This is a genomic window from Azonexus sp. IMCC34839 (assembly GCF_047047955.1).
GTDB lineage: Bacteria > Pseudomonadota > Gammaproteobacteria > Burkholderiales > Rhodocyclaceae > Azonexus.
The window spans coordinates 2,789,194-2,813,558 of the sequence record NZ_CP150631.1 but is presented as its reverse complement, the minus strand read 5'-3'; the positions used below and the strand labels follow the sequence as shown (position 1 = coordinate 2,813,558).

The 24,365-nt window shown below is 61.3% G+C and carries 27 protein-coding genes; 11 read left to right on the top strand and 16 right to left on the bottom strand.

Annotated elements, in window-relative coordinates; genetic code table 11:
• Positions 1 to 2: 2 nt before the first annotated feature.
• From napA to WIF35_RS13650, 9 genes are all read right to left on the bottom strand, one after another.
• Positions 3 to 2,549, bottom strand: a complete 2,547-nt coding sequence (gene napA / locus WIF35_RS13690) for a nitrate reductase catalytic subunit NapA (protein ID WP_412478774.1) — start codon at positions 2,547 to 2,549, stop codon at positions 3 to 5.
• 4 nt (positions 2,550 to 2,553) lie between these two features.
• Positions 2,554 to 2,820, bottom strand: a complete 267-nt coding sequence (locus WIF35_RS13685; RefSeq protein WP_412478773.1) for a chaperone NapD — start codon at positions 2,818 to 2,820, stop codon at positions 2,554 to 2,556.
• A 122-nt stretch (positions 2,821 to 2,942) separates the two neighbouring features.
• Positions 2,943 to 3,704, bottom strand: a complete 762-nt coding sequence (locus tag WIF35_RS13680) for a TatD family hydrolase (RefSeq protein ID WP_412478772.1) — start codon at positions 3,702 to 3,704, stop codon at positions 2,943 to 2,945.
• Complete coding sequence (locus tag WIF35_RS13675) at positions 3,698 to 4,951, bottom strand: D-amino acid dehydrogenase (RefSeq protein WP_412478771.1); 1,254 nt, start codon at positions 4,949 to 4,951, stop codon at positions 3,698 to 3,700. The genes WIF35_RS13680 and WIF35_RS13675 overlap by 7 nt, the downstream gene beginning before the upstream one ends.
• Positions 4,948 to 7,104: a RelA/SpoT family protein gene (locus tag WIF35_RS13670; RefSeq protein ID WP_412478770.1), complete on the bottom strand. Its 2,157-nt coding sequence runs from the start codon at positions 7,102 to 7,104 to the stop codon at positions 4,948 to 4,950. Before WIF35_RS13670 ends, WIF35_RS13675 begins: the two co-directional genes overlap by 4 nt.
• 19 nt (positions 7,105 to 7,123) lie before the next feature.
• On the bottom strand, positions 7,124 to 7,330 hold the full coding sequence (gene rpoZ, locus WIF35_RS13665) for a DNA-directed RNA polymerase subunit omega (protein ID WP_226448783.1): 207 nt from the start codon (positions 7,328 to 7,330) through the stop codon (positions 7,124 to 7,126).
• Positions 7,331 to 7,345: 15 nt separating this feature from the next.
• On the bottom strand, positions 7,346 to 7,954 hold the full coding sequence (gene gmk, locus WIF35_RS13660) for a guanylate kinase (protein ID WP_412478769.1): 609 nt from the start codon (positions 7,952 to 7,954) through the stop codon (positions 7,346 to 7,348).
• A 37-nt stretch (positions 7,955 to 7,991) separates the two neighbouring features.
• Complete coding sequence (locus WIF35_RS13655) at positions 7,992 to 10,571, bottom strand: response regulator (RefSeq protein ID WP_412478768.1); 2,580 nt, start codon at positions 10,569 to 10,571, stop codon at positions 7,992 to 7,994.
• A gap of 4 nt (positions 10,572 to 10,575) precedes the next feature.
• Positions 10,576 to 11,442, bottom strand: coding sequence for a YicC/YloC family endoribonuclease (locus WIF35_RS13650; protein ID WP_412478767.1), 867 nt, complete (start codon positions 11,440 to 11,442; stop codon positions 10,576 to 10,578).
• A gap of 77 nt (positions 11,443 to 11,519) precedes the next feature.
• Here WIF35_RS13650 and WIF35_RS13645 point away from each other — a divergent pair, with 77 nt between their 5' ends.
• From WIF35_RS13645 to WIF35_RS13610, 8 genes are all read left to right on the top strand, one after another.
• Positions 11,520 to 12,467 (top strand): serine/threonine protein kinase, encoded by a 948-nt coding sequence (locus WIF35_RS13645; RefSeq protein ID WP_412478766.1) that lies wholly within the window; start codon positions 11,520 to 11,522, stop codon positions 12,465 to 12,467.
• Complete coding sequence (locus WIF35_RS13640; protein ID WP_412478765.1) at positions 12,464 to 13,390, top strand: PP2C family protein-serine/threonine phosphatase; 927 nt, start codon at positions 12,464 to 12,466, stop codon at positions 13,388 to 13,390. Before WIF35_RS13645 ends, WIF35_RS13640 begins: the two co-directional genes overlap by 4 nt.
• Before the next feature lie 5 nt (positions 13,391 to 13,395).
• Positions 13,396 to 14,112 carry a ribonuclease PH gene (gene rph, locus WIF35_RS13635; RefSeq protein ID WP_412478764.1) on the top strand — a complete coding sequence of 239 codons (717 nt, stop codon included), beginning with the start codon at positions 13,396 to 13,398 and terminating at the stop codon, positions 14,110 to 14,112.
• On the top strand, positions 14,109 to 14,696 hold the full coding sequence (gene rdgB, locus WIF35_RS13630) for an RdgB/HAM1 family non-canonical purine NTP pyrophosphatase (protein WP_412478763.1): 588 nt from the start codon (positions 14,109 to 14,111) through the stop codon (positions 14,694 to 14,696). The genes rph and rdgB overlap by 4 nt, the downstream gene beginning before the upstream one ends.
• 70 nt (positions 14,697 to 14,766) lie before the next feature.
• Positions 14,767 to 15,963: a radical SAM family heme chaperone HemW gene (gene hemW / locus WIF35_RS13625; RefSeq protein WP_412478762.1), complete on the top strand. Its 1,197-nt coding sequence runs from the start codon at positions 14,767 to 14,769 to the stop codon at positions 15,961 to 15,963.
• Between the two features lie 9 nt (positions 15,964 to 15,972).
• On the top strand, positions 15,973 to 16,389 hold the full coding sequence (locus WIF35_RS13620) for a hypothetical protein (protein ID WP_412478761.1): 417 nt from the start codon (positions 15,973 to 15,975) through the stop codon (positions 16,387 to 16,389).
• A gap of 427 nt (positions 16,390 to 16,816) precedes the next feature.
• Positions 16,817 to 17,497 carry a hypothetical protein gene (locus tag WIF35_RS13615; protein WP_412478760.1) on the top strand — a complete coding sequence of 227 codons (681 nt, stop codon included), beginning with the start codon at positions 16,817 to 16,819 and terminating at the stop codon, positions 17,495 to 17,497.
• Between the two features lie 246 nt (positions 17,498 to 17,743).
• Entirely contained in the window at positions 17,744 to 18,343 is a 600-nt protein-coding gene (locus WIF35_RS13610; RefSeq protein WP_412478759.1) for a hypothetical protein, read from the top strand.
• A gap of 67 nt (positions 18,344 to 18,410) precedes the next feature.
• Here WIF35_RS13610 and WIF35_RS13605 read toward each other — a convergent pair whose 3' ends face one another.
• Complete coding sequence (locus WIF35_RS13605; protein ID WP_412481248.1) at positions 18,411 to 18,689, bottom strand: YchJ family protein; 279 nt, start codon at positions 18,687 to 18,689, stop codon at positions 18,411 to 18,413.
• A gap of 104 nt (positions 18,690 to 18,793) precedes the next feature.
• Positions 18,794 to 19,762 carry a recombination-associated protein RdgC gene (locus WIF35_RS13600; protein WP_412478758.1) on the bottom strand — a complete coding sequence of 323 codons (969 nt, stop codon included), beginning with the start codon at positions 19,760 to 19,762 and terminating at the stop codon, positions 18,794 to 18,796.
• Between the two features lie 84 nt (positions 19,763 to 19,846).
• Between WIF35_RS13600 and WIF35_RS13595 the strand changes: the two genes are divergently transcribed.
• Both WIF35_RS13595 and WIF35_RS13590 read left to right on the top strand, forming a co-directional pair.
• Positions 19,847 to 20,197 carry a hypothetical protein gene (locus WIF35_RS13595; protein WP_412478757.1) on the top strand — a complete coding sequence of 117 codons (351 nt, stop codon included), beginning with the start codon at positions 19,847 to 19,849 and terminating at the stop codon, positions 20,195 to 20,197.
• 74 nt (positions 20,198 to 20,271) lie between these two features.
• Entirely contained in the window at positions 20,272 to 20,781 is a 510-nt protein-coding gene (locus tag WIF35_RS13590) for a DUF6803 family protein (protein WP_412478756.1), read from the top strand.
• Between the two features lie 44 nt (positions 20,782 to 20,825).
• Here the strand turns inward: WIF35_RS13590 and trmB are convergent, their stop codons facing one another.
• The 3 genes from trmB to thiS are packed head-to-tail and all read right to left on the bottom strand — an operon-like array spanning position 20,826 to position 22,624.
• Positions 20,826 to 21,629 (bottom strand): tRNA (guanosine(46)-N7)-methyltransferase TrmB, encoded by an 804-nt coding sequence (trmB, locus tag WIF35_RS13585; protein ID WP_412478755.1) that lies wholly within the window; start codon positions 21,627 to 21,629, stop codon positions 20,826 to 20,828.
• Positions 21,626 to 22,408 (bottom strand): thiazole synthase, encoded by a 783-nt coding sequence (locus tag WIF35_RS13580; RefSeq protein ID WP_412478754.1) that lies wholly within the window; start codon positions 22,406 to 22,408, stop codon positions 21,626 to 21,628. Before WIF35_RS13580 ends, trmB begins: the two co-directional genes overlap by 4 nt.
• A gap of 12 nt (positions 22,409 to 22,420) precedes the next feature.
• The gene (thiS, locus tag WIF35_RS13575; protein ID WP_412478753.1) at positions 22,421 to 22,624 is read right to left on the bottom strand and encodes a sulfur carrier protein ThiS; all 204 of its coding nucleotides are present in this window, start codon (positions 22,622 to 22,624) and stop codon (positions 22,421 to 22,423) included.
• Between the two features lie 108 nt (positions 22,625 to 22,732).
• Here thiS and WIF35_RS13570 point away from each other — a divergent pair, with 108 nt between their 5' ends.
• Positions 22,733 to 23,002, top strand: a complete 270-nt coding sequence (locus WIF35_RS13570) for a hypothetical protein (RefSeq protein WP_412478752.1) — start codon at positions 22,733 to 22,735, stop codon at positions 23,000 to 23,002.
• On the opposite strand, the gene WIF35_RS13565 is transcribed toward WIF35_RS13570, so the two are convergent.
• Both WIF35_RS13565 and WIF35_RS13560 read right to left on the bottom strand, forming a co-directional pair.
• Positions 22,943 to 23,716, bottom strand: a complete 774-nt coding sequence (locus tag WIF35_RS13565) for an SDR family oxidoreductase (RefSeq protein ID WP_412478751.1) — start codon at positions 23,714 to 23,716, stop codon at positions 22,943 to 22,945. The two genes, WIF35_RS13570 and WIF35_RS13565, sit on opposite strands and share 60 nt — an antisense overlap.
• Positions 23,717 to 24,361, bottom strand: a complete 645-nt coding sequence (locus WIF35_RS13560) for a thiol:disulfide interchange protein DsbA/DsbL (RefSeq protein ID WP_412478750.1) — start codon at positions 24,359 to 24,361, stop codon at positions 23,717 to 23,719.
• Positions 24,362 to 24,365: the final 4 nt, after the last annotated feature.

The following is a 24,365-nucleotide window of genomic DNA, read 5'->3' as shown; positions in this document are numbered from 1 at the left end:
GCTTACGCCTTCACCACCTTGCAGGCGCACTTCTTGAAATCCGTTTCCTTGGAAATCGGACAGGTCGCATCAAGCGTCAGCTTGTTGACCAGACGATGTTCGTCAAAGAACGGAATGAACACGAGGCCAAGCGGCGGTTTGTTACGTCCCTTGGTTTCGACACGCAACTGGATTTCACCGCGGCGGGTCGATACCTTGACGACATCGTTGCGCGCCAGGCCACGCTTCTTGGCATCTTCCGGATGCATATACACCATGGCATCCGGCATGGCCTTGTACAACTCGGGCACGCGACGGGTCATCGAGCCGGTATGCCAATGTTCCAGCACCCGTCCGGTACACAGCCACAGGTCGAATTCGGCATCGGGCATCTCGGCGGCTGGCTGGTAGGGCAGAGCGAAGACGATGGCCTTGCCGTCCGGATAACCGTAGAAACGGACACCCTCGCCCTTCGGCACATAACTGTCGTAGCCCTCACGGAAACGCCACAGCGTTTCCTTGCCATCGACCACCGGCCAACGCAGACCACGCGCCTTGTGATAGACATCGAAATCGGCGAGGTCATGGGCCTTGCCACGGCCGAAGATCGCATACTCCTCGAACAGGCCTTTCTGCAAATAGAAACCGAAGGCCTGCGACTCGTCGTTCATGTAATCCTTGATGCCGTGGGCGTTGACTTTCCTCACCTCGGCCAAGCCGAACTTGTTGACCTGCCCGTTGGCGTAGAGCACATCGTAGAGGGTCTTGCCCTTGTACTCCGGCATCTTGTCCAGCAACTCGGCCGGCCAGACTTCCTCGACCTTGAAGCGCTTGGAAAACTCGACGTATTGCCACAGATCGGACTTGCTCTCGCCCGGTGCCTTGACCTGCTGACGCCACATCTGGCCACGCCGCTCGGCATTGCCGTACATGCCTTCCTTTTCCATCCACATGGCGCAGGGCAGGATCAGATCGGCGGACATGGCGGAAACGGTCGGATAGACGTCGGAAACCACGACGAAGGCCTTGGGATTGCGCCAGCCCGGATAGATCTCGTCATTGACGTTCGGCCCGGCCTGCATGTTGTTGGTCGTCGTCGTCCAGTAGAAGGCCAGCTTGCCGTCCTTCAGCGCACGGCTCTGGGCGACCGCATGCAGACCGATCCAGTCCGGAATCGTACCGGCCGGCAGTTTCCAGATCTTTTCCGACATCTCGCGATGCTTCGGATTGGTCACCACCATGTCGGCCGGCAGGCGGTGAGCAAAAGTGCCGACTTCGCGTGCCGTACCGCAAGCCGATGGCTGACCGGTCAGCGAGAACGGTCCGTTGCCCGGTTCGGAAATCTTGCCCACCAGCAGGTGGACGTTGTAGATCATGTTATTCACCCAGGTGCCGCGGGTATGCTGGTTGAAACCCATGGTCCAGTACGACGTGACCTTGGTCTTCGGGTCGGCATAGGCCTTGGCCAGGGCCTCCAGATTATCCTTGGGCACGCCCGAGATTTCGTGCGCCTTGTCCAGCGTGTATTCGGACACGAAGGCAGCGAATTCGTCGAAGCTCATCGGCGTCGAATTGTTCGGGTTGCCCTTCGGCTTGCCATCTTCGCCCGGGTAACCATTGTTCATCGCCACCTTTTCCAAGGGGTGATTGGGACGCAGGCCATAGCCGATATCGGTCACGCCCTTGGCGAACTTGACGTGTTTGCCGATGAACTCCTTGTTCACCGCGTTGTTCTGGATGATGTAGTTGCAGATGTAGTTGAGGATCGCCAGGTCGGACTGTGGTTTGAAGATCAACGTATTGTCGGCCAATTCGCAGGAGCGATGGCTGAAGGTCGAGAGCACATGAACCTTCACGCTCTTGTTGCTCAAACGACGGTCGGTAATGCGCGACCACAGGATCGGGTGCATCTCCGCCATGTTCGAGCCCCACAGCACGAAGGCGTCGGCATGCTCGGCATCGTCATAGCAGCCCATCGGTTCGTCGATGCCGAAGGTACGCATGAAACCGGCGACGGCCGAGGCCATGCAGTGACGGGCATTGGGGTCGATATTGTTGGAGCGGAAACCGGCCTTGAACAGCTTGGCGGCCGCATAGCCTTCCCAGACGGTCCACTGGCCCGAGCCGAACATGCCGATATTGCGCGGGCCGCCTTCCTTCAAGGCGGCTTTGCACTTCTCTTCCATGATGTCGAAAGCCTGCTTCCAGGTGATCGGCTTGAAATCACCGTTCTTGTCGAACTTGCCATCCTTCATCCGGAGCATGGGCTGGGTCAGTCGATCCTTGCCGTACATGATCTTCGACAGGAAATAACCCTTGATGCAGTTCAGGCCGCGATTGACCGGCGCCTCCGGGTCACCTTGGGTGGCAACGACACGTCCATCCTTGACGCCTACCAGGACGCCGCAACCGGTGCCGCAATAACGGCAAACTCCCTTGTCCCAGCGGACGCCATCGCTGCCTTTTTGTTGCGCCATCGCCAGGCCGGGGACCGAGATGCCGGCCGTCGCCGCTGCCGCCGCAACGGCGTTGCTCTTGATGAAATCACGCCGCGTCAGTTTCACTTCCATGACCTCAAGCCTCCTCATCCGGATCGGTTTCGTATTGGTGATACACCAGCGCTGCGGAGAGAACCCCTTCCAACTGGCGAATCGCTTCGAAGGTATCGACGGTGGAACGTTCGGAATTCGTTTCCAGGGAAACGATCATGCGACCATCGTCGCTGCAGGCATGAACCTCAACACCGGGCATAGCGCCAAGTCCGGCGCGCACCCGATCGAGCATCGCCGGTTGAGCACCGACGATCAGGCTGGAAATATTGATAGCCCCCGTTGCTTCCATTGCCCCACACCCTGTCAGTCTGTTGTCAGCGAAAGCAATCTACGCCCTTGCAACCCATGCGCTTTAGCACAGATCAAAGGCGGGGAAATAACCCCACAAGTTCTAAGTTTTGTTGACGCCGGTCAAAGTCCGGGCATTACAGCCCGAGCATTGGCCGTGCTTGCCGCAGCTACTTCAAGCGGGGAAACAGCGCGCAATTCGGCCAGCACATCGGCGATGCGCGGCAGTTCAGCCGGCGTGTTGCGTCCCCGGTTGAGCCAAGCCGGCGGAATATCCGGTGCATCGGTTTCGAGGACGATGGCTTCGAGCGGCAAGGTTGCCGCCAGCTCACGGATACGGGTCGAACCGCTATAGGTCATGGCCCCGCCAAAACCCAGCTTGAAGCCAAGCTTGATGAACTCGTCGGCCTGCTGGCGGCTGCCGTTGAAGGCATGGGCGATGCCGCCCGGCACGCGAATACGGCGCAGGTGTTTGAGGATGGGATCGATCGCCCGCCGCACGTGCAGCAGCACGGGCAGGTCAAACTCCCGCGCCAGCTTCAGCTGCTCGACGAAGAAATGTTCCTGGCGCGCCGCATCGATGTCCGGCACGAAGAAATCCAGTCCGATTTCGCCGACGGCGACAGGCCGCTCATTCGCCAACCAGTCGCGGACTACCGCTAGGTCATTCTCACTAGCCTGCATCACATACATTGGATGGATGCCATAAGCCGCGACGCAACCGGTGTATGTATCGACCACGGTTTTTGTCGTTTTGAAGCTGTGCACCGCAGTAGCCGGCACCACGAAGCGTTCCACGCCAACAGCCAGCGCCGCGGCATGCACGGCCGCCCGGTCGCCGTCGAATTCGGCGGCATCCAGGTGGCAGTGGGTGTCGATCAGCATTTCAGGAAAGGGAAATCGGGCTCAGGCCGTTTGCCGTCAATCAATGCGGCCAAGGCTGCACCGGAGCCGCAGGCCATGGTCCAGCCAAGCGTGCCATGGCCGGTATTCAACCACAGGTTGCCGAAGCGGGTGCGCCCGATGTAGGGGACATTGGACGGTGTCGCCGGACGCAAGCCACACCAGAATTGCGGTTCGCCGACGAACTCCAGGCGCGGGAAAAGTTGCTGGGTGCGCGTGATCAGCGCCTGGCAGCGCACCGGGTTCAGCTCGAGGTTGTAGCCGTTGAATTCCGCCGTGCCAGCCACACGCAGACGATTGCCCAGCCGCGAGAAAACCAGCTTGCGTTCGTCATCGGTCAGACTGACGCTGGGCGCCGGGGTGCCGGCGGCAAGCTCCAGGGTCGCCGAATACCCCTTGGCGGGATAGACCGGTAGCCCCAGGCCCAACGGGCACAACAAAAGCGGCGAATAACTACCCAAGGCCACGACATAGGCGTCGGCTGTCAGCAGTTCCGGCCCGTCGTCACCGCTCGCCACGACACCGGCGATCTTGCTGCCACCGGGTGCGATACGTTCGATGCTGCGTCCGAACAGGAATTCCACCCCCGCGGCCTGCGCGCGCTCGGCCAAGGCACGGGTAAAACGATGGGCGTCGCCCGACTCGTCCGATGGCGTGTAATCGCCCCCGACCAGGCGATGGCGGGCATCGGCCAGGGCCGGTTCCAGCTCGATGCAGCGATCGACATCGACCGGTGCTCGATCCAGCCCGAAATCGCGCATGACTTCGGCAGCCGCCATGGCCGCCTCGAACTCTTCGGCATCGGTATAGATGTGCAGGATGCCGCGTTCCAGATGGTCGTATTCGAGCGCCAACTCCCGCCGTAGCTCCTGCAGTTGCCCGCGACTGTAGAGCGCCAGGGCAACGATGGCTGCGATGTTGCTACGGGTACGCCCTGGCAGACATTCGCGCGCGAAGCGCAGGCCCCATGCCAATTGCGCCGGATCGGCCCGCCAGCGCCAGAGCAAGGGCGCATCTTCGCGCCCCAGCCATTTGAGCAGGCGGGGCAAAACATGCGGGTTGGCCCAGGGTTCGGCGTGCGAAACCGAAATCTGCCCGCCGTTGGCGAAGCTGGTCTCGTTGCCGGCTATCGGCTGGCGGTCGACGACGGTAACCTGATGACCTGCCCGCGCCAGATACCAGGCTGTCGTCGTTCCGACGACACCGGCGCCCAGCACCAGTATCCTCAAGCCTCGCCTCCCCTTTCCCGGACGATGCGCGTGACCTCGGGAATATGCCGCAGGCCGCGCATCACAGTCGCCAGATGGTTGCGATGGGCGACCTGGATGGTGAAATTGAGCACGGTAAATAGGCGCTCGGGATCGGAATCCATCGCCACATGCTCGATGTTCGAACCGCACTCAGCGATGGCTGCCGCCACCTGAGCCAGCACGCCGCGTGTATTTTTGACTTCGACGCGGATACGGATATCGAAGAGTTTGCCTTCTTCCGGCTCCCATTCGACATCGATCCACTTCTGCGGCTCGGTCGAACGCGACTTGCGAATGACCGGGCAATCGTGGGTGTGGATGATCAGGCCGCTGCCCTTCTTGATCGAGCCGATGATCGGATCGCCCGGTATCGGCTGGCAGCAGCGCGCCAGCTGGATGGCCATGCCTTCGGTGCCGTGGATGGCGAGCGTCATGTTGCTCGGTGTATCCGGCGAGATGTCCTCACGGGCCAGCAGGCGGCGCGCCACAACAGAAGGCAGGCGCTTGCCGAGGCCGATTTCGGAATAAACCTCTTCGATCGACTTCTGTCCCCCCGCCTTGACCAGCGAGTCCCAAGCCTCGGCCGGGATCGAGATGGGCACCACGCCAAGCGACAGCAATTCCTGGCGCAGCAGGCGTTCGCCCAGGCGAGCCGACTCCTCGTTCTGCATGGTGCGCAGGAAATGGCGAATCTTGCTGCGCGCCCGACCGGTCTTCACATAGGTCAGCCAGATCGGATTCGGGCTGGCTTGCGGCGAGGTGATGATCTCGACCAGATCGCCATTCTTCAGTTCGCTGCGCAGCGGGGCCAGTTCGTGATTGATGCGCGCAGCCGAGCAATGGTGACCGACATCGGTGTGCACGGCATAGGCGAAATCCACCGCCGTCGCACCCTGCGGCATCGCGAGAATCTTGCCCTTGGGCGTGAAGACGTAAACCTCGTCCGGGAAGAGGTCGATCTTGACGTTCTCGAAGAACTCCGACGAATCGCTGCTCTGCATTTCCAGCAGCGATTGCAGCCACTTATGCGTCTTCACCTGCAGGTCGGCACTGGTTTCGTCCATGTCCTTGTACAACCAGTGCGCAGCAACGCCCTCCTGGGCGACGTTGTGCATTTCACGCGTGCGAATCTGCACCTCGACCGGCGTGCCGTAGGGACCGATCAGCGTGGTGTGCAAGGACTGATAACCGTTGGCCTTGGGAATGGCGATGTAGTCCTTGAACTTGCCGGGTACCGGCTTGAACAGGCTGTGCAGGGCACCGAGCGCCAGATAGCAGGTCGGCACGTTGTCGACGATGACGCGGAAGCCATAGATGTCGAGCACCTGCGAGAAGGACAGATGCTTGTCCTTCATCTTGCGGAAGATCGAGTAGAGGCTCTTTTCGCGACCGAACACCTCGGCCTTCAGGCCGGCATGTTTCAGCTTGTCCTCAATGCCGCTCTGGATCTTGGTCAGCAACTCCTTGCGGTTGCCGCGCGCCGCCTTCATCGCTTTGGCCAGCACCTCGGCGCGATGCGGATGAATCAGGCGGAAGGAGGTGTCCTGCAACTCGCGATACAGCTTGTTCAAGCCAAGACGCAAAGCGATAGGCGCATAGATTTCGAGCGTTTCGCGGGCGATACGCGCCCGCTTGTCGGCCCGCATCGCCGACATGGTCTGAATGTTGTGCTGGCGGTCGGCCAACTTGATGAGCACGACGCGCAGGTCGCGCGCCATCGCCATCAGCATCTTGCGGAAGTTTTCCGCCTGCGCCTCCTGGTAGGAAGCGAATTCCATCTTGTCCAGCTTGGACAAGCCATCGACCAGCTCTGCGACCTCGTTGCCGAACTTGTCGGCCAACTCGCGCTTGCTCGTCCCGGTATCTTCCAGGACATCGTGCAGCAAGGCGGCGCAGATGGCATCGCCATCCATGCGCCATTCGACGACGGCACCGGCAACGGCCAGCGGATGGGTGATGTACGGCTCTCCCGACATGCGCTTCTGGTGCGCATGCGCCTTGGCCGCGTAGGCATACGCAGCCTGAATCCGTTCTACATCGGTGTGAGGGAGATAGTCGAGACTATCGAGAAAAACCCTGTAGGCGGGTTCTTCAAAGGCGGGCGGCAAGGGTGACGGCGCAGAATCCTTCAAGCTTCACCGCCCGTGGGCATTAGGCCTGACCGCGATTCAGCACTTCCAGGCCGACCTTGCCGGCACCCATTTCCTTGAGCGCGACGACGGTCGGCTTGTGCTTTTCGGCATCGACCAGCGGGGTGGCGCCGTTAGCCAGCTGGCGGGCGCGGTGAGCGGCAGCCAGGGTCATCTGGAAGCGATTGGGGATACGTTTCAGGCAGTCATCGACGGTAACGCGAGCCATGGGCAAACCTCTAATTCAGATCAATCTGTCAAACAGGGCCGCGTGACGGGCACGCTGGGCCGGAAAGGCCAGGCGGGAAGCGCGCACGATGGCACGCAAGTCTTCCAGTGCCTGGTCGAGTTGGTCGTTAATAATAACATAGTCAAATTCCCCGACATGGCGCATCTCCGCTTGTGCGGCAGCCAGTCGGCGGGCGATCACTTCCTGGGCATCGGTGCCGCGCCCGGTCAGGCGACGCGTCAGTTCTTCCATCGACGGCGGCAGGATGAAAATCCCGATCGCCTGCGGGAAAAGCGAGCGCACCTGCTGTGCGCCCTGCCAGTCGATTTCCAGCAGGACATCCCGCCCAGCCGCCAGTTGGTCGGCAATCCACTTTTTCGACGTTCCGTAGAAATTGCCATGGACCTCGGCCCACTCCAGAAATTCCTGGCGGTCGATCATGCCTTTGAAGGTTTCGACATCGACGAAATGGTATTCGCGGCCGTTCTGCTCCCCCGGCCGTGGGCCGCGCGTGGTGTAGGAGATGGACAGATTCACCCCTGGCTCGCGTTCTAGCAGCAGGCGAACCAGGGTGGTCTTACCTGCACCAGAAGGTGCTGCAACGACATAAAGATTCCCCGACATCGGTATTCCTCAAGAACTTTAGGACTTGGCCAAAACGCTATTCTACCGGTGCCTTTGCCCCCGGCTGCAGCCAGCGACGCAAGGCATCGTTCAAACGATCCGGATCGACCGGCTTGGCGATGTGGTCATTCATCCCGGCCGCCAGACAGCGCACCCGGTCCTCGGAGAAGGCGTTGGCCGTCATCGCCAGAATGGGGGTCTCGGCATAGTTCGCCAGTTGGCGAATGCGGCGGGTCGCCTCCAGTCCATCCATGCCTGGCATCAGCAGATCCATCAGGATCAGATCGTAGCGCCGCTGCTGCGCCATTTCGATCGCCTGCTCGCCGTTTTCCGCCATATCGAGCGGTACGCCGACCAAAGCGGCGACCAATTCACCGGCCACTTCGCGGTTGATCGGATCGTCCTCGACCAGCAGGATGCGCATATCGGCAAGATCGGACAGCCCCGCTGCCGAATCCGCTTTGCCTTCGTTATCACCTGCCGGGGGAAGCGGTTTGACCTTGCCAAGGCGGACAGTCAGCCAGAAGGTGCTGCCTTGCCCAACATGGCTGTCGACACCGGCATGACCACCCATCAGTTCGGCCAGCCGCTGAGTGATCGCCAAACCCAAGCCGGTACCGCCATATTTGCGCGTCGTCGAGTTGTCGGCCTGCTCAAAGGGATGGAACAAGCGCGGCAACACCTCCGATGGGATGCCTATACCGGTATCTTCAACCTCGAAACGAACCTGTAGCGAACGCTCATCCTCATCGAGCACTTCGGCACGCAACGTGATCGCCCCCTGCTCGGTGAACTTGATCGCGTTTCCGAGATAATTCAGCAAGGCTTGGCTCAGGCGGGTGCAGTCCCCCACCATGATCGCCGGCAGGCTGCCAACTGCCGTGCGCAACGACAAGCCCTTGGCCTGGAGCCTTTCGGCACAGAGCCCGACCAGTTTCTCGACCAGATCGGAGACACGGAAAGGTTCGGCTTCAAGGACCAGTTTGCCCGATTCGATTTTGGAGATATCCAACACGTCGTTGATGATCGACAGCAGGTGCTCCGCCGATGCTGCGATCTTGGCCAAGCGGTCTTCCTGCTGCGGGGTCGGTTTCTCCCGCCGCAGCAAATGGGTCAGGCCAACGATGGCATTCATCGGGGTACGAATTTCGTGACTCATGTTGGCCAGGAAACTGCTCTTCGCCAGATTGGCTTGCTCGGCCACCACCTTAGCCTGCTCGGCTTGTTCCGTACGCTCGCGCACCAGTTCCTCGAGATGTTCGCGATGCTTCTCCAACTCCTGAGCGTTGCGCTTCTTTTCGTCGATATCGGTAATCAACCCGACCAGACCGACGAGCTGCCCGTCGTCATCGCGCAGCTGCCGGCCACAAAGAAATCCCCAGAACGGCGTGCCATCCCGCCGTACATACTCCCGCTCGAGGCGAACAAAGGGTATCTCGCTGCCCATCAGTTGCAGCATTTTCTGGCGGCCGATATCGCGTTGCTCTGGATGAATCAGGTCGACGTATTCGCCACCGAGCAACTCAGCGATCGGAATCCCCCACATCGCCGACATTCGCTCGTTTGCCGCGGTGATCCGACCGCGCGTATCGACCAGAAAGATGGCGCCATCCGAAGTATCGAAGATGGTCCGCAAAGTACGTTCCCGCTCGCTCAGGCTTGCCGAATAGCGATACATCAGGCGCGTCGCCCAGGCACTCAAGCCGAGAAAGACGAGCAGCAGCGCCGCAGTCCCCTCAAGCTGTCGCAGCCAGGCGGCAACATAGGTTTGCTTGGCGACGCCGACATTGACGTAGAAGCGATGCTGCTGGTTGTAACGGTAGGCATGCAGGCGTTCCACGCCATCGATGCTGGTCTTGCCGGAGAGGTATTCGCCTTGGAGCGGATCCCGCGCCAGAGCTGCTTGAAAATCCTCCGACAGCACACGAGCGCCATATTCGCTGACCGCCCCCGCTTTGGGACGCCTGGCCACGACCCGCAGATTTTCGTCACGCCAGGTGATGGAGCCGTTATCGCCGAGTTGCAAAACCTCGAAATCCTTCTCGAAGGAATCGAGCGGCACACTGGCGAAGGCCACCCCGGAAAACTTCCCATCGACATCAGGCAGGCGGCGCGCCATGATCAAGGTCCATTTGCCGCTGATACGCCCATACAGGGGTTCAGAAACGAACAAGCCCAAGTTCGGATTGTCACGCAACTGGCGGAAATAACTGCGATCCTCGATGCCGGTAGTCATACCCTCGCTGCCGAACAGCACTTTCTTGCCCTCGGCATCGGAAATGCGCAGGCCGATGATTCTGGGCTGCCTTTCACGCAATTTGTGCAGTTGCGCATCCATGGCATCCACGCTGACCGGACCGGCAAGACGTGCACTTTCGTAGGCATCGATCGCCGACAACAGAACCAGATCAATCTTGTCGATCCATGCGGCAACGTCGCGCTCAAGCACAAAACTGAGGTTCTGCACTTCGAGCCGGGTACGCTCTTCCTGCTGCAGCAAGCTGGCTCGTAGGAAATACGTAGAAAGCGTGACAACCGAAAACGCCATCAGCAACCACCCGACAAACAAGCGCCGCGCCAGGGATTTCGCAACGGGTTTGCCGGAGGTGGGAAGCATGCGACTACTCCAGGTTCTGGATCTGTTCCCGCATCTGCTCAATGAGCAGCTTGAGGTCCATCGAGGCTTGCGATACTTCGGTCAGTGCCGACTTGGAGCCCAGGGTATTGGCTTCGCGGTTCAATTCCTGCATCAGGAAATCGAGGCGTTTGCCGCAGGCGCCACCCTGCTTCAGTACACGCTCGACTTCATCCAGGTGCGTGGTCAATCGCGACAATTCTTCCGCCACATCGATGCGCGTGGCAAACACCGCCACTTCCTGCAGGATGCGATCGTCGCTGGCGTTGCCCAGCGCCTCGGTCAGGCGCTGGCGCAGCTTGTCGGTGAACAGCGCCTGCGCCTCGGGAATGCGTGGTGCGACGCGCTGTACGATGGCACGCATGCCAGCCACGCGCTCCAGAATCATGTTGGCCAGTTTGGCCCCTTCGCGACCGCGCGTTGCCGAAAAGTCGTCCAGCACCTCGCGGGCCAGCGCCATGACTTCGGGTCCGAGCGCCGCGAAATCGACCGATTGCTCGCCAAACATGCCCGGCCAGCGCAACATTTCGTTGACGGTCAGCGGAGTGGCTTCCGGCACTTCGGCACGGACCTTGGCGCTCAAACTCTTCAGGGTGGCCAACAGGTCGCCGTTCAGTTGCATTTGCTCCGGCCGGGCTGCCGCCGCATTGAAGGACAATCGGCACTCGACCTTGCCGCGGGCGATGCGCGACGCGAGCAATTCACGCAGCGGCATTTCCAGCGCGCGCAAATCCTCGCTGATGCGGAAATGAAAATCGAGATAGCGGGAATTGACGCTTTTGAGTTCGAGTTGCAGCGTACCACGCTCGATATCGCGTGTTTTCACTGCATAACCAGTCATGCTACAGATCATTCTAGGGTAGTCTCCAGCTTTACAGGCCGGACAACACGCCCGAAAATGCCTGGGATTGCATCATAACCGCGAGACAGATGGCGCAACAAGCCAACCACGCCCTGCCGAATGGCACGCAACTGGAGGAATACACGATCGAACGCCAGCTTTCGCTCGGCGGGTTTTCGATCGTCTATCTGGCGGCCGATCCGACGGGCAAGCAGGTCGCCATCAAGGAATACCTGCCGAACAGTCTGGCACTGCGCGGCAAGGGCGAGATCAAGCCGGTCATCACAGGCGAGCATCAGGGTGCCTTCCGCTACGGCATGAAGTGCTTTTTCGAGGAAGGCAGGGCGCTGGCCAAGCTGTCTCACCCCAACGTGATCCGCGTGTTGAATTTCTTCCGCGCCAACGACACGGTCTACATGGTGATGGAGTACGAGCACGGGCGCACGCTGCAGGAATTCATCCAGAAGCATCAGGGCCACATCTCGGAACGCTTCATCCGCGGCGTGTTCACGCGACTGCTCAACGGCCTGCGCGAAGTGCACTCGAACAAGCTGCTGCATCTCGACCTCAAGCCTTCCAACATCTACCTGCGCAGCGACAATACGCCGGTACTGCTCGACTTTGGTGCTGCCCGCCAGACCCTGATGTCCGACCAGCCGATGCTCAAACCGATGTACACCCCGGGCTTCGCCTCACCCGAGCATTACGGCACACGCAAGGATCTCGGGCCGTGGAGCGACATCTACAGTGTCGGCGCCTCGATGTACGCCTGCCTGGCCGGCTCGGCACCGCAAGCCGCCGACGAGCGCCTGAAGAAGGACACCCTGGTTCCGGCCATGATGCGCTGGGATGGCCAATACTCCGACCGCCTGCTTGAAATCATCGACTGGTGCCTGAATCTGAATCACCTCTACCGGCCGCAAAGCGTCTTCGCGCTGCAAAAAGCGCTGGTCGAAGCCATTGCCCCGCCGCAGCCTAAACCCCAGCCCAGCTGGTTCAATCGCGTCGTCGATACGCTCAAGAAACCCATCCTATGAGATTCACCATCTACCAGGAAAGCCGCCAGGGCGGCCGCAAGAACAACGAGGACCGCATCAGCTACTGCTATTCGCGCGATGCGCTGCTGATGGTGGTGGCTGACGGCATGGGCGGGCATCACTATGGCGAAGTTGCCTCGCAGATCGCCGTGCAGACATTGGCCGAGGCTTTTCAGCGCGAAGCCAAGCCTATCCTGCCCGACCCCTTCCGCTTCCTGCAGCGCGGCATGACCAACGCGCACAGTGCCATTCTCGACTACGCCTCGCGCCACCGCCTGCCCGACACGCCGCGCACGACCTGCGTCGCCTGCATCGTGCAGGACAACATCGCTTACTGGGCACACGCGGGGGATTCCCGCCTGTTCCTGATGCGCGAAGGCAAGGTCATCGCGCAGACCAAGGATCACTCACGCATCCGACTGATGGTCGAGGAAGGCCTGATCAGCGAGGCGCAAGCCGCCGAGCATCCGGATCGCAACAAGATCTACAGTTGCCTGGGCAGCCCGCATGCCCCTGAAATCGAGTTCTCGCGCAAGACCCCGCTGGAAAAAGGCGACATCATCCTGATCTGTACGGATGGCCTGTGGGGCGTGACCTCCGGCGAGATGATGGCCGCTGCACTGAAGAACGCCAACCTGTTGCAGGTCGTGCCGATGTTGCTGGAACAGGCCGAGATCAAGGGCGGCGAATACGGCGACAACCTGTCGGTCGTCGCCGTGCGCTGGGAAGACACCTACGTCGAAGAGGCGAGCAGCGCCATCTCGACCCAGACCATGGCCCAGAACGAAGTCACCACCCGTCTCGAGGAATTCGGCCGTAATCCGGCCTACAAGAGCGATCTGACCGAAGACGAAATCGAAAAGGCGATCGACGAAATCCGCGCCGCCATCGAGAAATTCAACCCGAAGAAAATAGGACAATAAGCCGCATGCGTCCCAGCCAACGCCAGCCAGACCAACTCCGTACGGTCCGCATCACCCGCAACTTCACCCGCCATGCCGAAGGTTCCGTCCTGATCGAGATGGGCGACACCCGCGTACTATGCACCGCCTCGGTCGAGGAGAGCGTGCCCGGCTTCCTGAAGGGCAAGGGCCAGGGCTGGGTCACGGCCGAATACGGCATGCTGCCGCGCTCGACGCACACCCGTACCGCCCGCGAGGCGGCCAAGGGCAAGCAGACCGGCCGCACCCAGGAAATCCAGCGCCTGATCGGCCGCGCCCTGCGTGCCGTGGTCGACCTGAAGGCCCTTGGCGAACGCCAGATCACCCTCGACTGCGACGTGCTGCAGGCCGACGGCGGCACCCGTTGCGCCTCCATCACCGGCGCCTGGGTGGCGCTCTACGAAGCCTGCGACAAGCTGGTGCAGGCCGGCAAGCTCGCCGCCAACCCGGTCAAGGACCACGTTGCCGCCATTTCTGTCGGCATCTTCGAAGGGGCGCCGGTACTCGACCTCGACTATCCGGAAGACTCCGGCTGCGATACCGACATGAACGTCGTCATGACCGGCGCCGGCGGCATTGTCGAAATCCAGGGCACGGCCGAAGGCGAGCCCTTCACCCGCGAGCAGATGAGTGTTCTGGTCGACCTGGCCACCATGGGTATCCGCCAACTCGTCGCCGCGCAGCAGAGCGCCCTCGCCGCATGAAAAAGCTTGTCCTCGCCTCGAACAACGCCAAGAAGATGAAGGAGCTGAACGCGCTGCTGGCGCCGCTCGGCTTCGAAGTCATTCCGCAGGGCGAACTGGGCATTCCCGAAGCCGAGGAGCCACACTGCACCTTCGTCGAAAACTCCCTGGCCAAGGCCCGCCACGCCGCCGCGCACAGCGGCCTGCCTGCCCTGGCCGACGACTCCGGCCTGTGCGTGCATGCCCTCGGCGGTGCGCCCGGCGTGCTCTCGGCCCGCTACGCCGGCGAGCCGAAATCGGATGCCCGCAACAACGAAAAGCTGCTGCACCACCTAGCCGACTACGACGACCGCCGCGCCCACTTCTACTGCGTGCTGGTGCTGGTCCGCGCCGAGGATGATCCGCAGCCGATCATCGCCGAAGGCGAATGGCATGGCGAAATCCTCCCTGCCCTTCGTGGCGAAGGTGGCTTCGGCTACGACCCGCTGTTCTTTGTGCCGGAATTCGGCCAGACCGCCGCCGAACTCGATGCCGACACCAAGAACCGTGTTTCGCACCGCGCCCGCGCCATGCAGAAGCTGATCGAACGCCTGCCCACGCTGTAATTCTCCCGCCCCGGAACTTCCGGGGCTCTCGGCGCTCTGAGCCGGACCCGTTTCTGCAAGCCATCCGAGCATGACCCGAACCATCCCCATTTTTGCCCAAAAAGCACCGTCCACCGCGGCAGGCCTGGAATTCCGCAAATCGCCGGCCCTCTCGCTCTACGTGCACGTGCCTTGGTGCGTGCAGAAATGCCCCTACTGTGATTTCAACTCGCATGAAGCCGGCGAAACGATCCCCGAGCGAGAGTACGTTGATGCACTGATCACCGACCTGCAATCCGCCCTGCCGCTGATCTGGGGCCGGCCGGTGGTCAGCGTCTTCTTCGGCGGCGGCACGCCCAGCCTGCTGTCGCCGGCCGCCATCGATGAACTGATCGCCGCTTTCCGCGCCCTCGCCATGCTGTCGCCGGAAGCCGAAATCACGCTCGAAGCCAACCCCGGCACGGTCGAAGCCAGCAAGTTTGCCGGGTTTCGCGCCGCCGGCGTCAATCGGCTGTCGCTCGGCATCCAGAGCCTCGACGACGCGCACCTGAAAGCGCTCGGCCGCATCCACGACGCCGCCGAAGCCAAGAAGGCGGCGCAACTCGCCGGTGAGCACTTCGAGCGTTTCAACCTTGATCTGATGTACGGTCTGCCCGGCCAGACGCTCGATCAGGCGCTGGCCGACATCGATGCCGCCCTCACCTTCGCGCCGACGCACCTCTCCTGCTACCAGCTGACGCTGGAGCCGAACACCCGCTTCGCCGCTTTCCCGCCCGAACTGCCCGAGGGCGATATCTGCGCCGACATGCAGGACGCCATCGAGGCCAAGCTCGCCTCCGCCGGCTACACCAACTACGAAACCTCCGCCTTCGCGCAGGAGGGCAAGCAGTGCCTGCACAACCTGAACTACTGGCACTTCGGCGACTACCTCGGCATCGGTGCCGGCGCCCACTCCAAGCTGACGCTGCACGACCGCGTGCTTCGCCAGATGCGCCACAAGCACCCCAAGGCCTATCTCGACAACATCCGCGCCGGCACGCCGATCCAGGAAGAAAGCCAGGTTGAGGCAGCCAGCCTGCCCTTCGAATTTATGATGAACACCCTGCGCCTCGCCGACGGCTTCGCTCCCTCACTCTTCGAGCTACGCACCGCCCAGCCGCTGTCGACTATCCTGCCGCAACTGAAGGCCGCCGAAGTCGACGGCCTGCTGACGCTGACGCCGGAGAAAATCGCGCCCACCCTCAAGGGGCGACGCTTCCTCAACATCCTGCTCGAACGCTTCCTCTAGTCCAGAACGATGATCGCCCTGCTCCGCCTGCTCGCCTTGCTGCTCGGCACTGCCCTCACCCTGGCCCCGGCTGCCCTGCTGCTCTTCTCGCACGGCGGCGGCGAACTACCGAGCGGAAGCAAGTTGTTCGACCTGCTGGCTCCGCTGCTGGTGATCGGCCTCGCTTTCGGCCTCGGCCCGCTACTACTCGGCTTCCCCCGGCTGGTGGGCCGCGGAACGAACCCCGCGATCCGTGTGGGCGCCGCGCTTCTGCTGCTGATCTCTGCCGGCGGCATGCTACTGATCGCCCTCGGCGGACAAGCCAGCCTGATCCTCGCCATACCGGGACTGCTGCTCGAAGGCATACTCTTCGCCGTCTTCATCTGGCCTGCCCGGCGCTTCGCCGAGGCTGCGGCGATAGCGCCGGAAGTAACACCGAACAACTGAGCCCGACGGGCTTCGGGACAAAACCAGCTCCAGAAGAGGCTGCCGGGCGAACGCCCATTTCGCTCATCCCCGGCAAGTGGAGGGTCTGCTCCCGGCGTTCGGCATCGCCACCGCCATCACCACCAAGCTGTGCGACTGCTGCGGTGCACTGCCGGTTTTTGCCAAAAACCGAGCTTGATCGGACTCAGCGATAGCTTCTATCGCGCCCTACCTCCACGCCAATTCCCCAGGCATGAATCTGCCGAATTCCCGCCAGCACAGGCTTCCCCAGAAGCCCGACAAGAAAGACCAAACGCAACCCGCCAGACCGTCACATCCGAATGCACAAATAACTTCAAAAATTCATCGCAAGCAACTGATTATTAGTTATATTATCTCGCCATTAAATTTACCAAACTGCTGCATCAAATCACCGGAAAATCGCCACATGCGTATCGCCACCAAGCTGCTCTTGCTGCTTCTCGCCGTAGGCACAACAGCCACTTCCGCCAGTGCCGCCCAAATTCGTGACCGGCTGTACTCAGCCAAGGAATGGCGCGATGCCTGCAACCGTTACGAGGCGGAACACACGCGCACACGTTGCATGACCGAATTGCACAAGCCCATGTTCCATGGGCGCAGCCTGGGCAACTTCCAGCTCGTTGAACCCTCGTCGCCGGAAAAACTTCAGTCGCGCTCCGGCATCTATTTCAGCCCCTCGCTCAACGCGAGAATTCTCCAGGTGCGCGAAGACACCGGCGCCAAAACCCGGCTCGACCTGGAGAACGACACCCACTGCCAGGCCTATTCGAGCCTGCCGGACCTAATCGACACTTCCGAACGCGGCCCCGGCGTCAAACGGCTCGTGCATGCGTGGATACAGGAATACACCGACGACCGCTATGCGGTGCAGGGCCTCAAGCTGACCCGCCAGGCCATCCGGCCGAAACTGGCCTTCCACGCCATCACCGAGCGCCGCCGCATCGTCACCGGCGAATACCGCCCCGACGGCCGCAACAATGCCGGCATCTTCGCCACCTGCGATTACCCGTCGGATTCGGAAGAAGCCCGCCTGACGGCCGAGTCTTTCTTCCAATCGCTGGAGGGGTCGGCGCGGCGGTTCATTTGAACCTGTTGCGAATAATCTTTGTGACTTGATCGGACAAATTTCGGATAAGCCCTCGCAATTCTCGTGATTTCGAACTTTTGCGGCATCCACTCGAATATTTATAAGGACTCTTGTGGGTCGCCCGAATAACGCTTACGCGCATGGACCCTAAGAAGCTCTTCATAGATCAACGCTTTGTTGGGGTCTGCTCGTACTGCGGAGCACCAGCAAACTCTCGGGATCATGTGCCATCGAAGATATTGCTTGATGAGCCTTATCCGCTCAATCTCCCAATCTCCGAATCTCCGAATCTCCGAATCTTGCACGACATGCAATCTCGGTTTCTCAGCCTCAGAAGAGTATCTCGCCTGCCTGCTTGAATGTATTAAGCATGGAACCACTACTCCGAACGAGACGTTTCGTCCGAAAATCGCTGCGACCCTAAAGGCACGACCTGCATTATCAGCACGAATCGAAGCAGCCAAATACACTTCGAACTCGGGGGCGACGCTTTGGCGACCAGAGGATGATAGGGTTCGCGAAGTAGTTCTTAAGCTTGCACGTGGCCACCTTAGCTACGAACTGGGCATCCAACGTACTGACGCCCCACTCACACTCCAAGTGACACCGCTACTGTTGATGTCAGATGAAGAACGTCAGTCATTCTTCGATATTGAGTCTGCTGCAATTTATCCTGAGATTGGAAGTCGTAGCTTCATAAATTGCTTAAGCGGCAAACCCACGGCTTATGAAAATTGGCTCGTAGTACAAGAATTGACGTATGCGTACGCAGTTGGTCAAGGAGATGGCAACTGGGTAAAAATATTAATTCGTGAATATCTAGCCTGCCACGTCACATGGGACTGAGAATGCTAGAAAATTCCATTGTGAATGACGGTTTGCAGTTCTGGGCGCTGCTGCGGCTTGCAATTGTTTACCCCAACTCCCCATCCCGATAAAACCACCGACCGTCTTCCTTCACGAAACGGCTGAGTTCGTGCAAGCGGTGGCCCTTGCCGGCGATGCGGTAGCGGGCGACGAAATCCACGGTGGCGTGGGTTTCGTCCTGCACCTCGTGCTTCTTCACTTCCAGCCCCAGCCACTTGGTGTCGTCGGCGGCGATGTCGAGTTCGCTCGGGCGAGTGTCGGGGTGCCAGGTGGCGAGCAGGTAGTCTTCGAGCTTGAGCACGTAGGCGCTGTAGCGCGAGCGCATGAGGGCTTCGGCACTGTCGGCATTTTTGGCCCCTGAGTGCAGTGCACCGCAGCAGTCGGCGTATGGCCGACCGCTGCCGCACGGGCAGGCTTGGGCTGACGCTTTCACGCTTCCCACGGCGGGGTGGTGCTGCCGGCAGCGGGCGCCGGGGTGGCAATCACTTGGGATTCGACCTTTTCGCCACCCAAGGCTTCGACCAGACAGGGCAGGAAGCGCACCAGTTCGCCGGTCATCAGCGCGAAGTCGGCATCGAACTGCTCATCGGCGTGTTCGGCATTCTTCTCGGCCTCTTCCTTCAGCAGATCGAGGAAGGCGAGGCGCTTGACCTCGAGTTTCTCGCTGAGCACGAAGGAGATGCGATCATTCCAGGTCAGCGCCAGCTTGGTCGGCAGCTTGCCGGCGGCCAGGTGGGCCTTGATCTCGCCACTGACTTCGTCGCCGAGTGGATGGCGGACGTAGCGCACGGCGGATTTTTCTTCGCCGATAGCTTTCAGTTCGCAATCGCGGTCGATGGTGAAGCCGGCCGGGCCTTCCCCGCCGGCCAGCCAGTCAGCCATCGCTGCTTGCGGCGAAAGCTGGGTATGGAGCAGTTGCAGCGGAAATTCGTCGAGGCAGAAGCGCAGGTGTTCGATCACCTCTTCGGCCTTGGCCGGGCTGCCGGCATCGACGATGAACCAGCCGTTCTGCGGGTCGATCCAGACGTAGGTCGTGCGCTTCTTGGTAAAGGCGCGCGGCATCAGTTCCTCGGTGACGCGCTCCTTCAATTCGCGCAGCGCCTTGCGACCTGGTGCGTAGCCTTGTTCTTCGGTCAGCTTTTCGGCGCGTTCCTTGACCTCGTCGTTCACGACGGAGGATGGCAGCAGGCGCTGCTCGACGCCGAGGGCGATCAGCCATTGGCGGTTGTTGGCGTAAATCAGCCCGCCATCCTTGCGCGGCGACACCCAGCCACGCGACATCGGCTCATGGCTGGCGCAACGGGCAAAGGTGCCGCGGCTCAACTGCTCGTCGAGCTTGGCGAGGTCGATATTCCACGGGGTGGGCAGGCGATAGAGCTGGAGATTCTTGAACCACATGGGGTGCTTTCGTCAGGCTGTCATTCAGGGCGAGGAGTTTACCAGTCCGTTGCGCTATGACGGCACGCCTTCTAAACTGATGACATGCGTGCCGGGTTTCGCCTCATCCTGCTGCTGATCGTTTCGCTAGCCCTGCGGGGTTTCGGCGGGAACGTCTACGCCATGCCGCACGCGATGGAAGCACCGCCCGCAGTCGCCGAATGCGGCGAACACAGCGGGCACGACATGATGGCGCCAACTTTGGTCCAACTCGACCAGGACGATCCTCAGCACGACAAATCCTGTCGGATCAGTTGCGACCAGGTTGCGGCCGCGGCCTTGCCCGTGCTGGCTCCTTTCGGTACTCAAGCCACCCCGACCGTGCTGACGCCGACGCTACCGGCCCTGGCCGTCGGCGATCTGCCGCCGCCGGACCACCCGCCTCCGATTCTTTGATTCTCCCCCACGCTTTCTGAACGCTGCCCGCTACCTTGCCGCGCGGCTTGTTGCATCGTATTTGGAGAATCATCATGCCCATGACGCATTACATGGAACTGCTGGCCGTCAACCAGCCCTGGAACCTCATCCTCTTCATGGCCGTCCCGGTCGTTCTAGCGGAAACGGTCGCCATCACCGAGTTGTTCATCCTTTTTTCGCGGCAGTATCGTGGTGGGCTGCGCAGCATCAACCGCGCCGCAAGCATCGCCGGCGGGCTGTATTTCATCGGGGTGTTCGGCTACCTGTTGGTCAACGCGGTCATTCCGCTGACGCTGAGCGGCCAATGGCGCGGCCCGGCCGACGTGATCGCGGTTGGCGCCTACCTGAGCGGCATCGTGCCGCTACTCGGGCTGGCCCTGCTCGATCTTGGCATCACCGGTCGTGGCCTGGCCGAGGAAGAAAAACTGAAGCAACACGCCATGTGGGTCGCCGTATTCCTGGTCGTCGCCCACGTTGCGATGATCTTCGGCATGCTCGACCCGACGCTGCTGCAATCGGGCGTACCGGCCGCCATGGAGCACGGCGGCATGCATAGCCACTAAAGGGTAAATGCGGCAGGCGGGAGAACCGCTTGCCGCAATGGCCATCAGCGTTTCTTGAAGACCAGATCCCAGACCCCGTGGCCGAGACGCAGGCCGCGGTTTTCGAACTTGGTCAGCGGCCGGTATTCCGGGCGCGGCGCAAAGCCGGCGAGGTTGGCGGCGCTATCCGCTTCGAGCGCGGCGGCCAGTTGCTCGGCGCTCGGGTTGGGCACGCTGTTTTGCAGGCTGGGTTCGCGACCGAGCACGTCGAGCATTTGCAGCGCGTAATTTTCCCAGTCGGTGGCGCAGTGGATGTAGCCGCCCGGCTTGAGGCGCGAGGCGAGCAGCGCGACGAAGGGCGGCTGGACCAACCGGCGCTTCTTGTGGCGCGTCTTGTGCCAGGGATCGGGGAAGAAGATGTGGATGCCGTCGAGCGAGCCTTCCGGCAGCATGTCGCGCACGACCTCGACCGCGTCGTGGTTGCCGATTCGCAGGTTGCTCAGATTCTTCTCGGCGATCAGCTTGCACAGCGCGCCGACGCCGGGCACATGCACTTCGAGGCCGAAGTAGTCGTTCTGCGGGTTGGCTTCGGCGATCCTTGCCGTCGTTTCGCCCATGCCGCAGCCGATTTCGAGGACTTTCGGCGCATTTCGCCCGTACACCGCAGCCAGGTCGATATTCGACGGCTGATAGGCGATGCCGATCTTCGGCATCATCTCGTCGAAGTAGCGATGCTGCGCTTCCGACATGCGGCCGGCACGGCGGACGAAGCTCTTGATGTGGCCGTGCGTATCGTTGCCTTCGCGGCCTTCGGTGTAGACGCCTTCGTCGTGCGCGGCGCCCGTTTCGATCAGGATGTCCTTGCTCATGAGCCAATCAGTCCGGTGGTCGGCGACGACGGGTCGGCCGAGTAGTATTTGCGCGCCATGCGACCGGCGAGATAGGCCTCGCGGCCTGCCTCGATGCCCTTCTTCATGGCGCTGGCCATGAGCACCGGATTCTTGGCGTGGGCGATGGCGGTATTCATCAGCACGCCGTCGCAGCCCAGTTCCATGGCGATGGTGGCGTCCGACGCAGTGCCGACACCGGCATCAACGATGATGGGCACCTTGGCGTTGTCGATGATCAGGCGCAGGTTCCACGGGTTCACGATACCCATGCCGGAGCCGATCAGCGAGGCGAGCGGCATCACCGCGACGCAGCCGATTTCTTCCAGCATCTTGCACTGGATGGGGTCGTCGGCACAGTAGACCATCACCTCGAAACCTTCCTTGACCAGCGTTTCGGCGGCTTTCAGGGTTTCCGGCATGTTCGGGAAGAGATTGGTCGGATCGCCCAGCACTTCCAGCTTGCACAGAGGGTGGCCGTCGAGCAGTTCGCGCGCAAGACGCAGGGTGCGCACCGCGTCGTCGGCGGTGTAGCAACCGGCAGTGTTGGGCAGGATGGTGAATTGCGAGGGCGGCACAGCGTCCAGCAGGCTGGGCTGGCTGGCGTCCTGGCCGATATTCACGCGACGCACCGCGACAGTGACGATCTCTGCGCCCGAGGCGTCGATGGCGGCACGCGTTTCAGCGAAATCCTTGTACTTGCCGGTGCCGACTAGCAAGCGGGAACGATACGCCTTGCCGGCGATGGTCAGTTGATGCATGAGGCTTTCTCCTTAGCCGCCGCCGACGGCGACGACGATTTCCAGCTGATCGCCCGAGGCAAGCTCGGTCGAGGCGTGCTGGCTCTTGGGCACGATTTCGCCGTTGCGTTCGACGGCGATGCGCTTGCCGACGTAGCCGAGCTGTTCGATCAGGCCGAAGACGGTGAGCGGAGCGGAAAACTGGCGGTTTTCGCCATTGATTCTGAGTTCGAGCATGGCGCAATTTTACCAAGCGGTGGCCGCCCCCGCCGCAGCAAAATCAGTGCTTTTTTCAGGGCCTGGCCTATAGTGAAATTGACATTTCTAACGCGAATGGAGGTTCCGATGTCTATATTTGACGCTCCGATCGCCCGCTGCGAAGCCGTTCACGAAATGGTGCTGACAGACGAAACACAATGCGAGTGCGCACGCGAGCACGACTGCCCGCCCGACCGTATCTGCCCGCTGCAAGGCTATTTCACCGACACCAGCGGCATTGCCGAAGCAGAGACCGAAGTCGAGCTGCAGTGTGCCGCTTGGGCGCACAGCCAGGAACTACTGAGTCAGTACGCCACGCGGCTTCTTCGGCGCGTTCGCGAAGAGGCGGTCGTATAAGCAGTTCGGCAACAGGCGAAGCAACTTGGCGACGACACCCATCTGCCAGGGAATGACGGTGTAGCTTGCACCGCGCGCGATGGCGGCGGCGAAGCGTTGTGCCGCTTTCTCGACCGGTAGCAGGAAAGGCATGCGGTAAGGGTTGATCGCCGTCATCGGCGTTTCGATGTAGCCAGGCGCGATGGTGACGACGCGGATGCCGTACGGTCGCATTTCGAGGCGCAGGCTCTCGAGGTAGGAGATCGCCGCCGCTTTCGATGCGGAGTAGGCTTCCGCCCCCGGCAGGCCGCGGATGCCGGCCACCGAGGCGATGCCGACCAGTCGCCGCTCGCCCTTGCTTGCCTTCATTGCCGGAATGAAGGGTGCGAAGGTGGCGGCCATGCCGAAAACGTTGGTATCCATCACGCGCTTGAAGACGGCGAGGTCTTCCTCGCATTCGGTCAGCGTGCCGGCCGAAACCCCCGCGTTGGCGATGACGATATCGGGAGTGCCGAAGCGGGCGATGAAGTCGTTCGCGGCGTCATGCTGGGCGCCGGCATCGGTGACATCGAGCGCGTAGCAGGCATGGGCACCGCCCAGGCGCTGGTTGAGACCGTTCAGGAAATCCATCCTCCGGGCAGCCAGGCCGAGCGTCGCTCCCTGTTCGGCGTAGTAAACGGCAAGCGCCTCGCCGATACCGGACGAGGCGCCAGTGATGAAGACCTTCAGGGCCAATTACTTCTTGCCGCTCTTCTCGCTGCGCGACTTGGCGATCAGCTTGTCGGCAATGGCCAGCGCTTCATTGAAATCCTTGCCGCCGACCAGGTACTTGCCTTCGACCGCCAGAGTCGGCACGCCGGTGATCTTGTACACCTGAGCGAGCTGGTCGCCGCGCTTGACCTTGCTCATCACGCCAAAGGAGTTGAAGGCATCGGCGAATTTCTTGGCATCAACGCCCTTCTTGGCGACCCACTCGGCAATCGTCTTTTCGTCGAACAGATTGACGCGCTCCTGATGAATGGCCTTGAAGATATCGGCGTCGAACTTGCCACCGTCGCCGGTCACTTCCAGCGCGTAGTACATCTTGGCAGCATTGGCCCAGGCGGCACGACCGAAGCTGACCGGCACCTTCTTGAGCACGACGTCGCCCGGCAGCTTGGCCGCCCAGGCGGTGAGCAGCGGGTTGAAATCGGCGCAGTGCGGGCAGCCGTAGCTGAAGAACTCGATGACCTCGATCTTGCTCGCGTCGTCGGTCGGCTGGGCCGGGGTGATCGGCGTGTAATCCTTGCCTGCGGTCTGGGCCAAAGCAGGCACGGCTGCGGTGCACAAGGCGGTTAGGGCAAAAATGGCACTGACGAAACTGCGACGGTCAAACTTCATCGGC

Coding starts and splice junctions, on each gene's coding strand:
- WIF35_RS13685 (WP_412478773.1), bottom strand. CDS start 2,820: ATGGAAGCAACGGGGGCTATCAATATTTCCAGCCTGATCGTCGGTGCT.
- rdgB (WP_412478763.1), top strand. CDS start 14,109: ATGAAAAAGCTTGTCCTCGCCTCGAACAACGCCAAGAAGATGAAGGAG.
- WIF35_RS13620 (WP_412478761.1), top strand. CDS start 15,973: ATGATCGCCCTGCTCCGCCTGCTCGCCTTGCTGCTCGGCACTGCCCTC.
- rpoZ (WP_226448783.1), bottom strand. CDS start 7,330: ATGGCTCGCGTTACCGTCGATGACTGCCTGAAACGTATCCCCAATCGC.
- gmk (WP_412478769.1), bottom strand. CDS start 7,954: ATGTCGGGGAATCTTTATGTCGTTGCAGCACCTTCTGGTGCAGGTAAG.
- WIF35_RS13615 (WP_412478760.1), top strand. CDS start 16,817: ATGCGTATCGCCACCAAGCTGCTCTTGCTGCTTCTCGCCGTAGGCACA.
- WIF35_RS13605 (WP_412481248.1), bottom strand. CDS start 18,689: ATGCGCTCGCGCTACAGCGCCTACGTGCTCAAGCTCGAAGACTACCTG.
- WIF35_RS13680 (WP_412478772.1), bottom strand. CDS start 3,704: ATGCTGATCGACACCCACTGCCACCTGGATGCCGCCGAATTCGACGGC.
- thiS (WP_412478753.1), bottom strand. CDS start 22,624: ATGCTCGAACTCAGAATCAATGGCGAAAACCGCCAGTTTTCCGCTCCG.
- WIF35_RS13600 (WP_412478758.1), bottom strand. CDS start 19,762: ATGTGGTTCAAGAATCTCCAGCTCTATCGCCTGCCCACCCCGTGGAAT.
- WIF35_RS13645 (WP_412478766.1), top strand. CDS start 11,520: ATGGCGCAACAAGCCAACCACGCCCTGCCGAATGGCACGCAACTGGAG.
- WIF35_RS13640 (WP_412478765.1), top strand. CDS start 12,464: ATGAGATTCACCATCTACCAGGAAAGCCGCCAGGGCGGCCGCAAGAAC.
- WIF35_RS13580 (WP_412478754.1), bottom strand. CDS start 22,408: ATGCATCAACTGACCATCGCCGGCAAGGCGTATCGTTCCCGCTTGCTA.
- hemW (WP_412478762.1), top strand. CDS start 14,767: ATGACCCGAACCATCCCCATTTTTGCCCAAAAAGCACCGTCCACCGCG.
- WIF35_RS13560 (WP_412478750.1), bottom strand. CDS start 24,361: ATGAAGTTTGACCGTCGCAGTTTCGTCAGTGCCATTTTTGCCCTAACC.
- WIF35_RS13610 (WP_412478759.1), top strand. CDS start 17,744: ATGAGCCTTATCCGCTCAATCTCCCAATCTCCGAATCTCCGAATCTCC.
- WIF35_RS13595 (WP_412478757.1), top strand. CDS start 19,847: ATGCGTGCCGGGTTTCGCCTCATCCTGCTGCTGATCGTTTCGCTAGCC.
- trmB (WP_412478755.1), bottom strand. CDS start 21,629: ATGAGCAAGGACATCCTGATCGAAACGGGCGCCGCGCACGACGAAGGC.
- napA (WP_412478774.1), bottom strand. CDS start 2,549: ATGGAAGTGAAACTGACGCGGCGTGATTTCATCAAGAGCAACGCCGTT.
- rph (WP_412478764.1), top strand. CDS start 13,396: ATGCGTCCCAGCCAACGCCAGCCAGACCAACTCCGTACGGTCCGCATC.
- WIF35_RS13570 (WP_412478752.1), top strand. CDS start 22,733: ATGTCTATATTTGACGCTCCGATCGCCCGCTGCGAAGCCGTTCACGAA.
- WIF35_RS13650 (WP_412478767.1), bottom strand. CDS start 11,442: ATGATCTGTAGCATGACTGGTTATGCAGTGAAAACACGCGATATCGAG.
- WIF35_RS13655 (WP_412478768.1), bottom strand. CDS start 10,571: ATGCTTCCCACCTCCGGCAAACCCGTTGCGAAATCCCTGGCGCGGCGC.
- WIF35_RS13590 (WP_412478756.1), top strand. CDS start 20,272: ATGCCCATGACGCATTACATGGAACTGCTGGCCGTCAACCAGCCCTGG.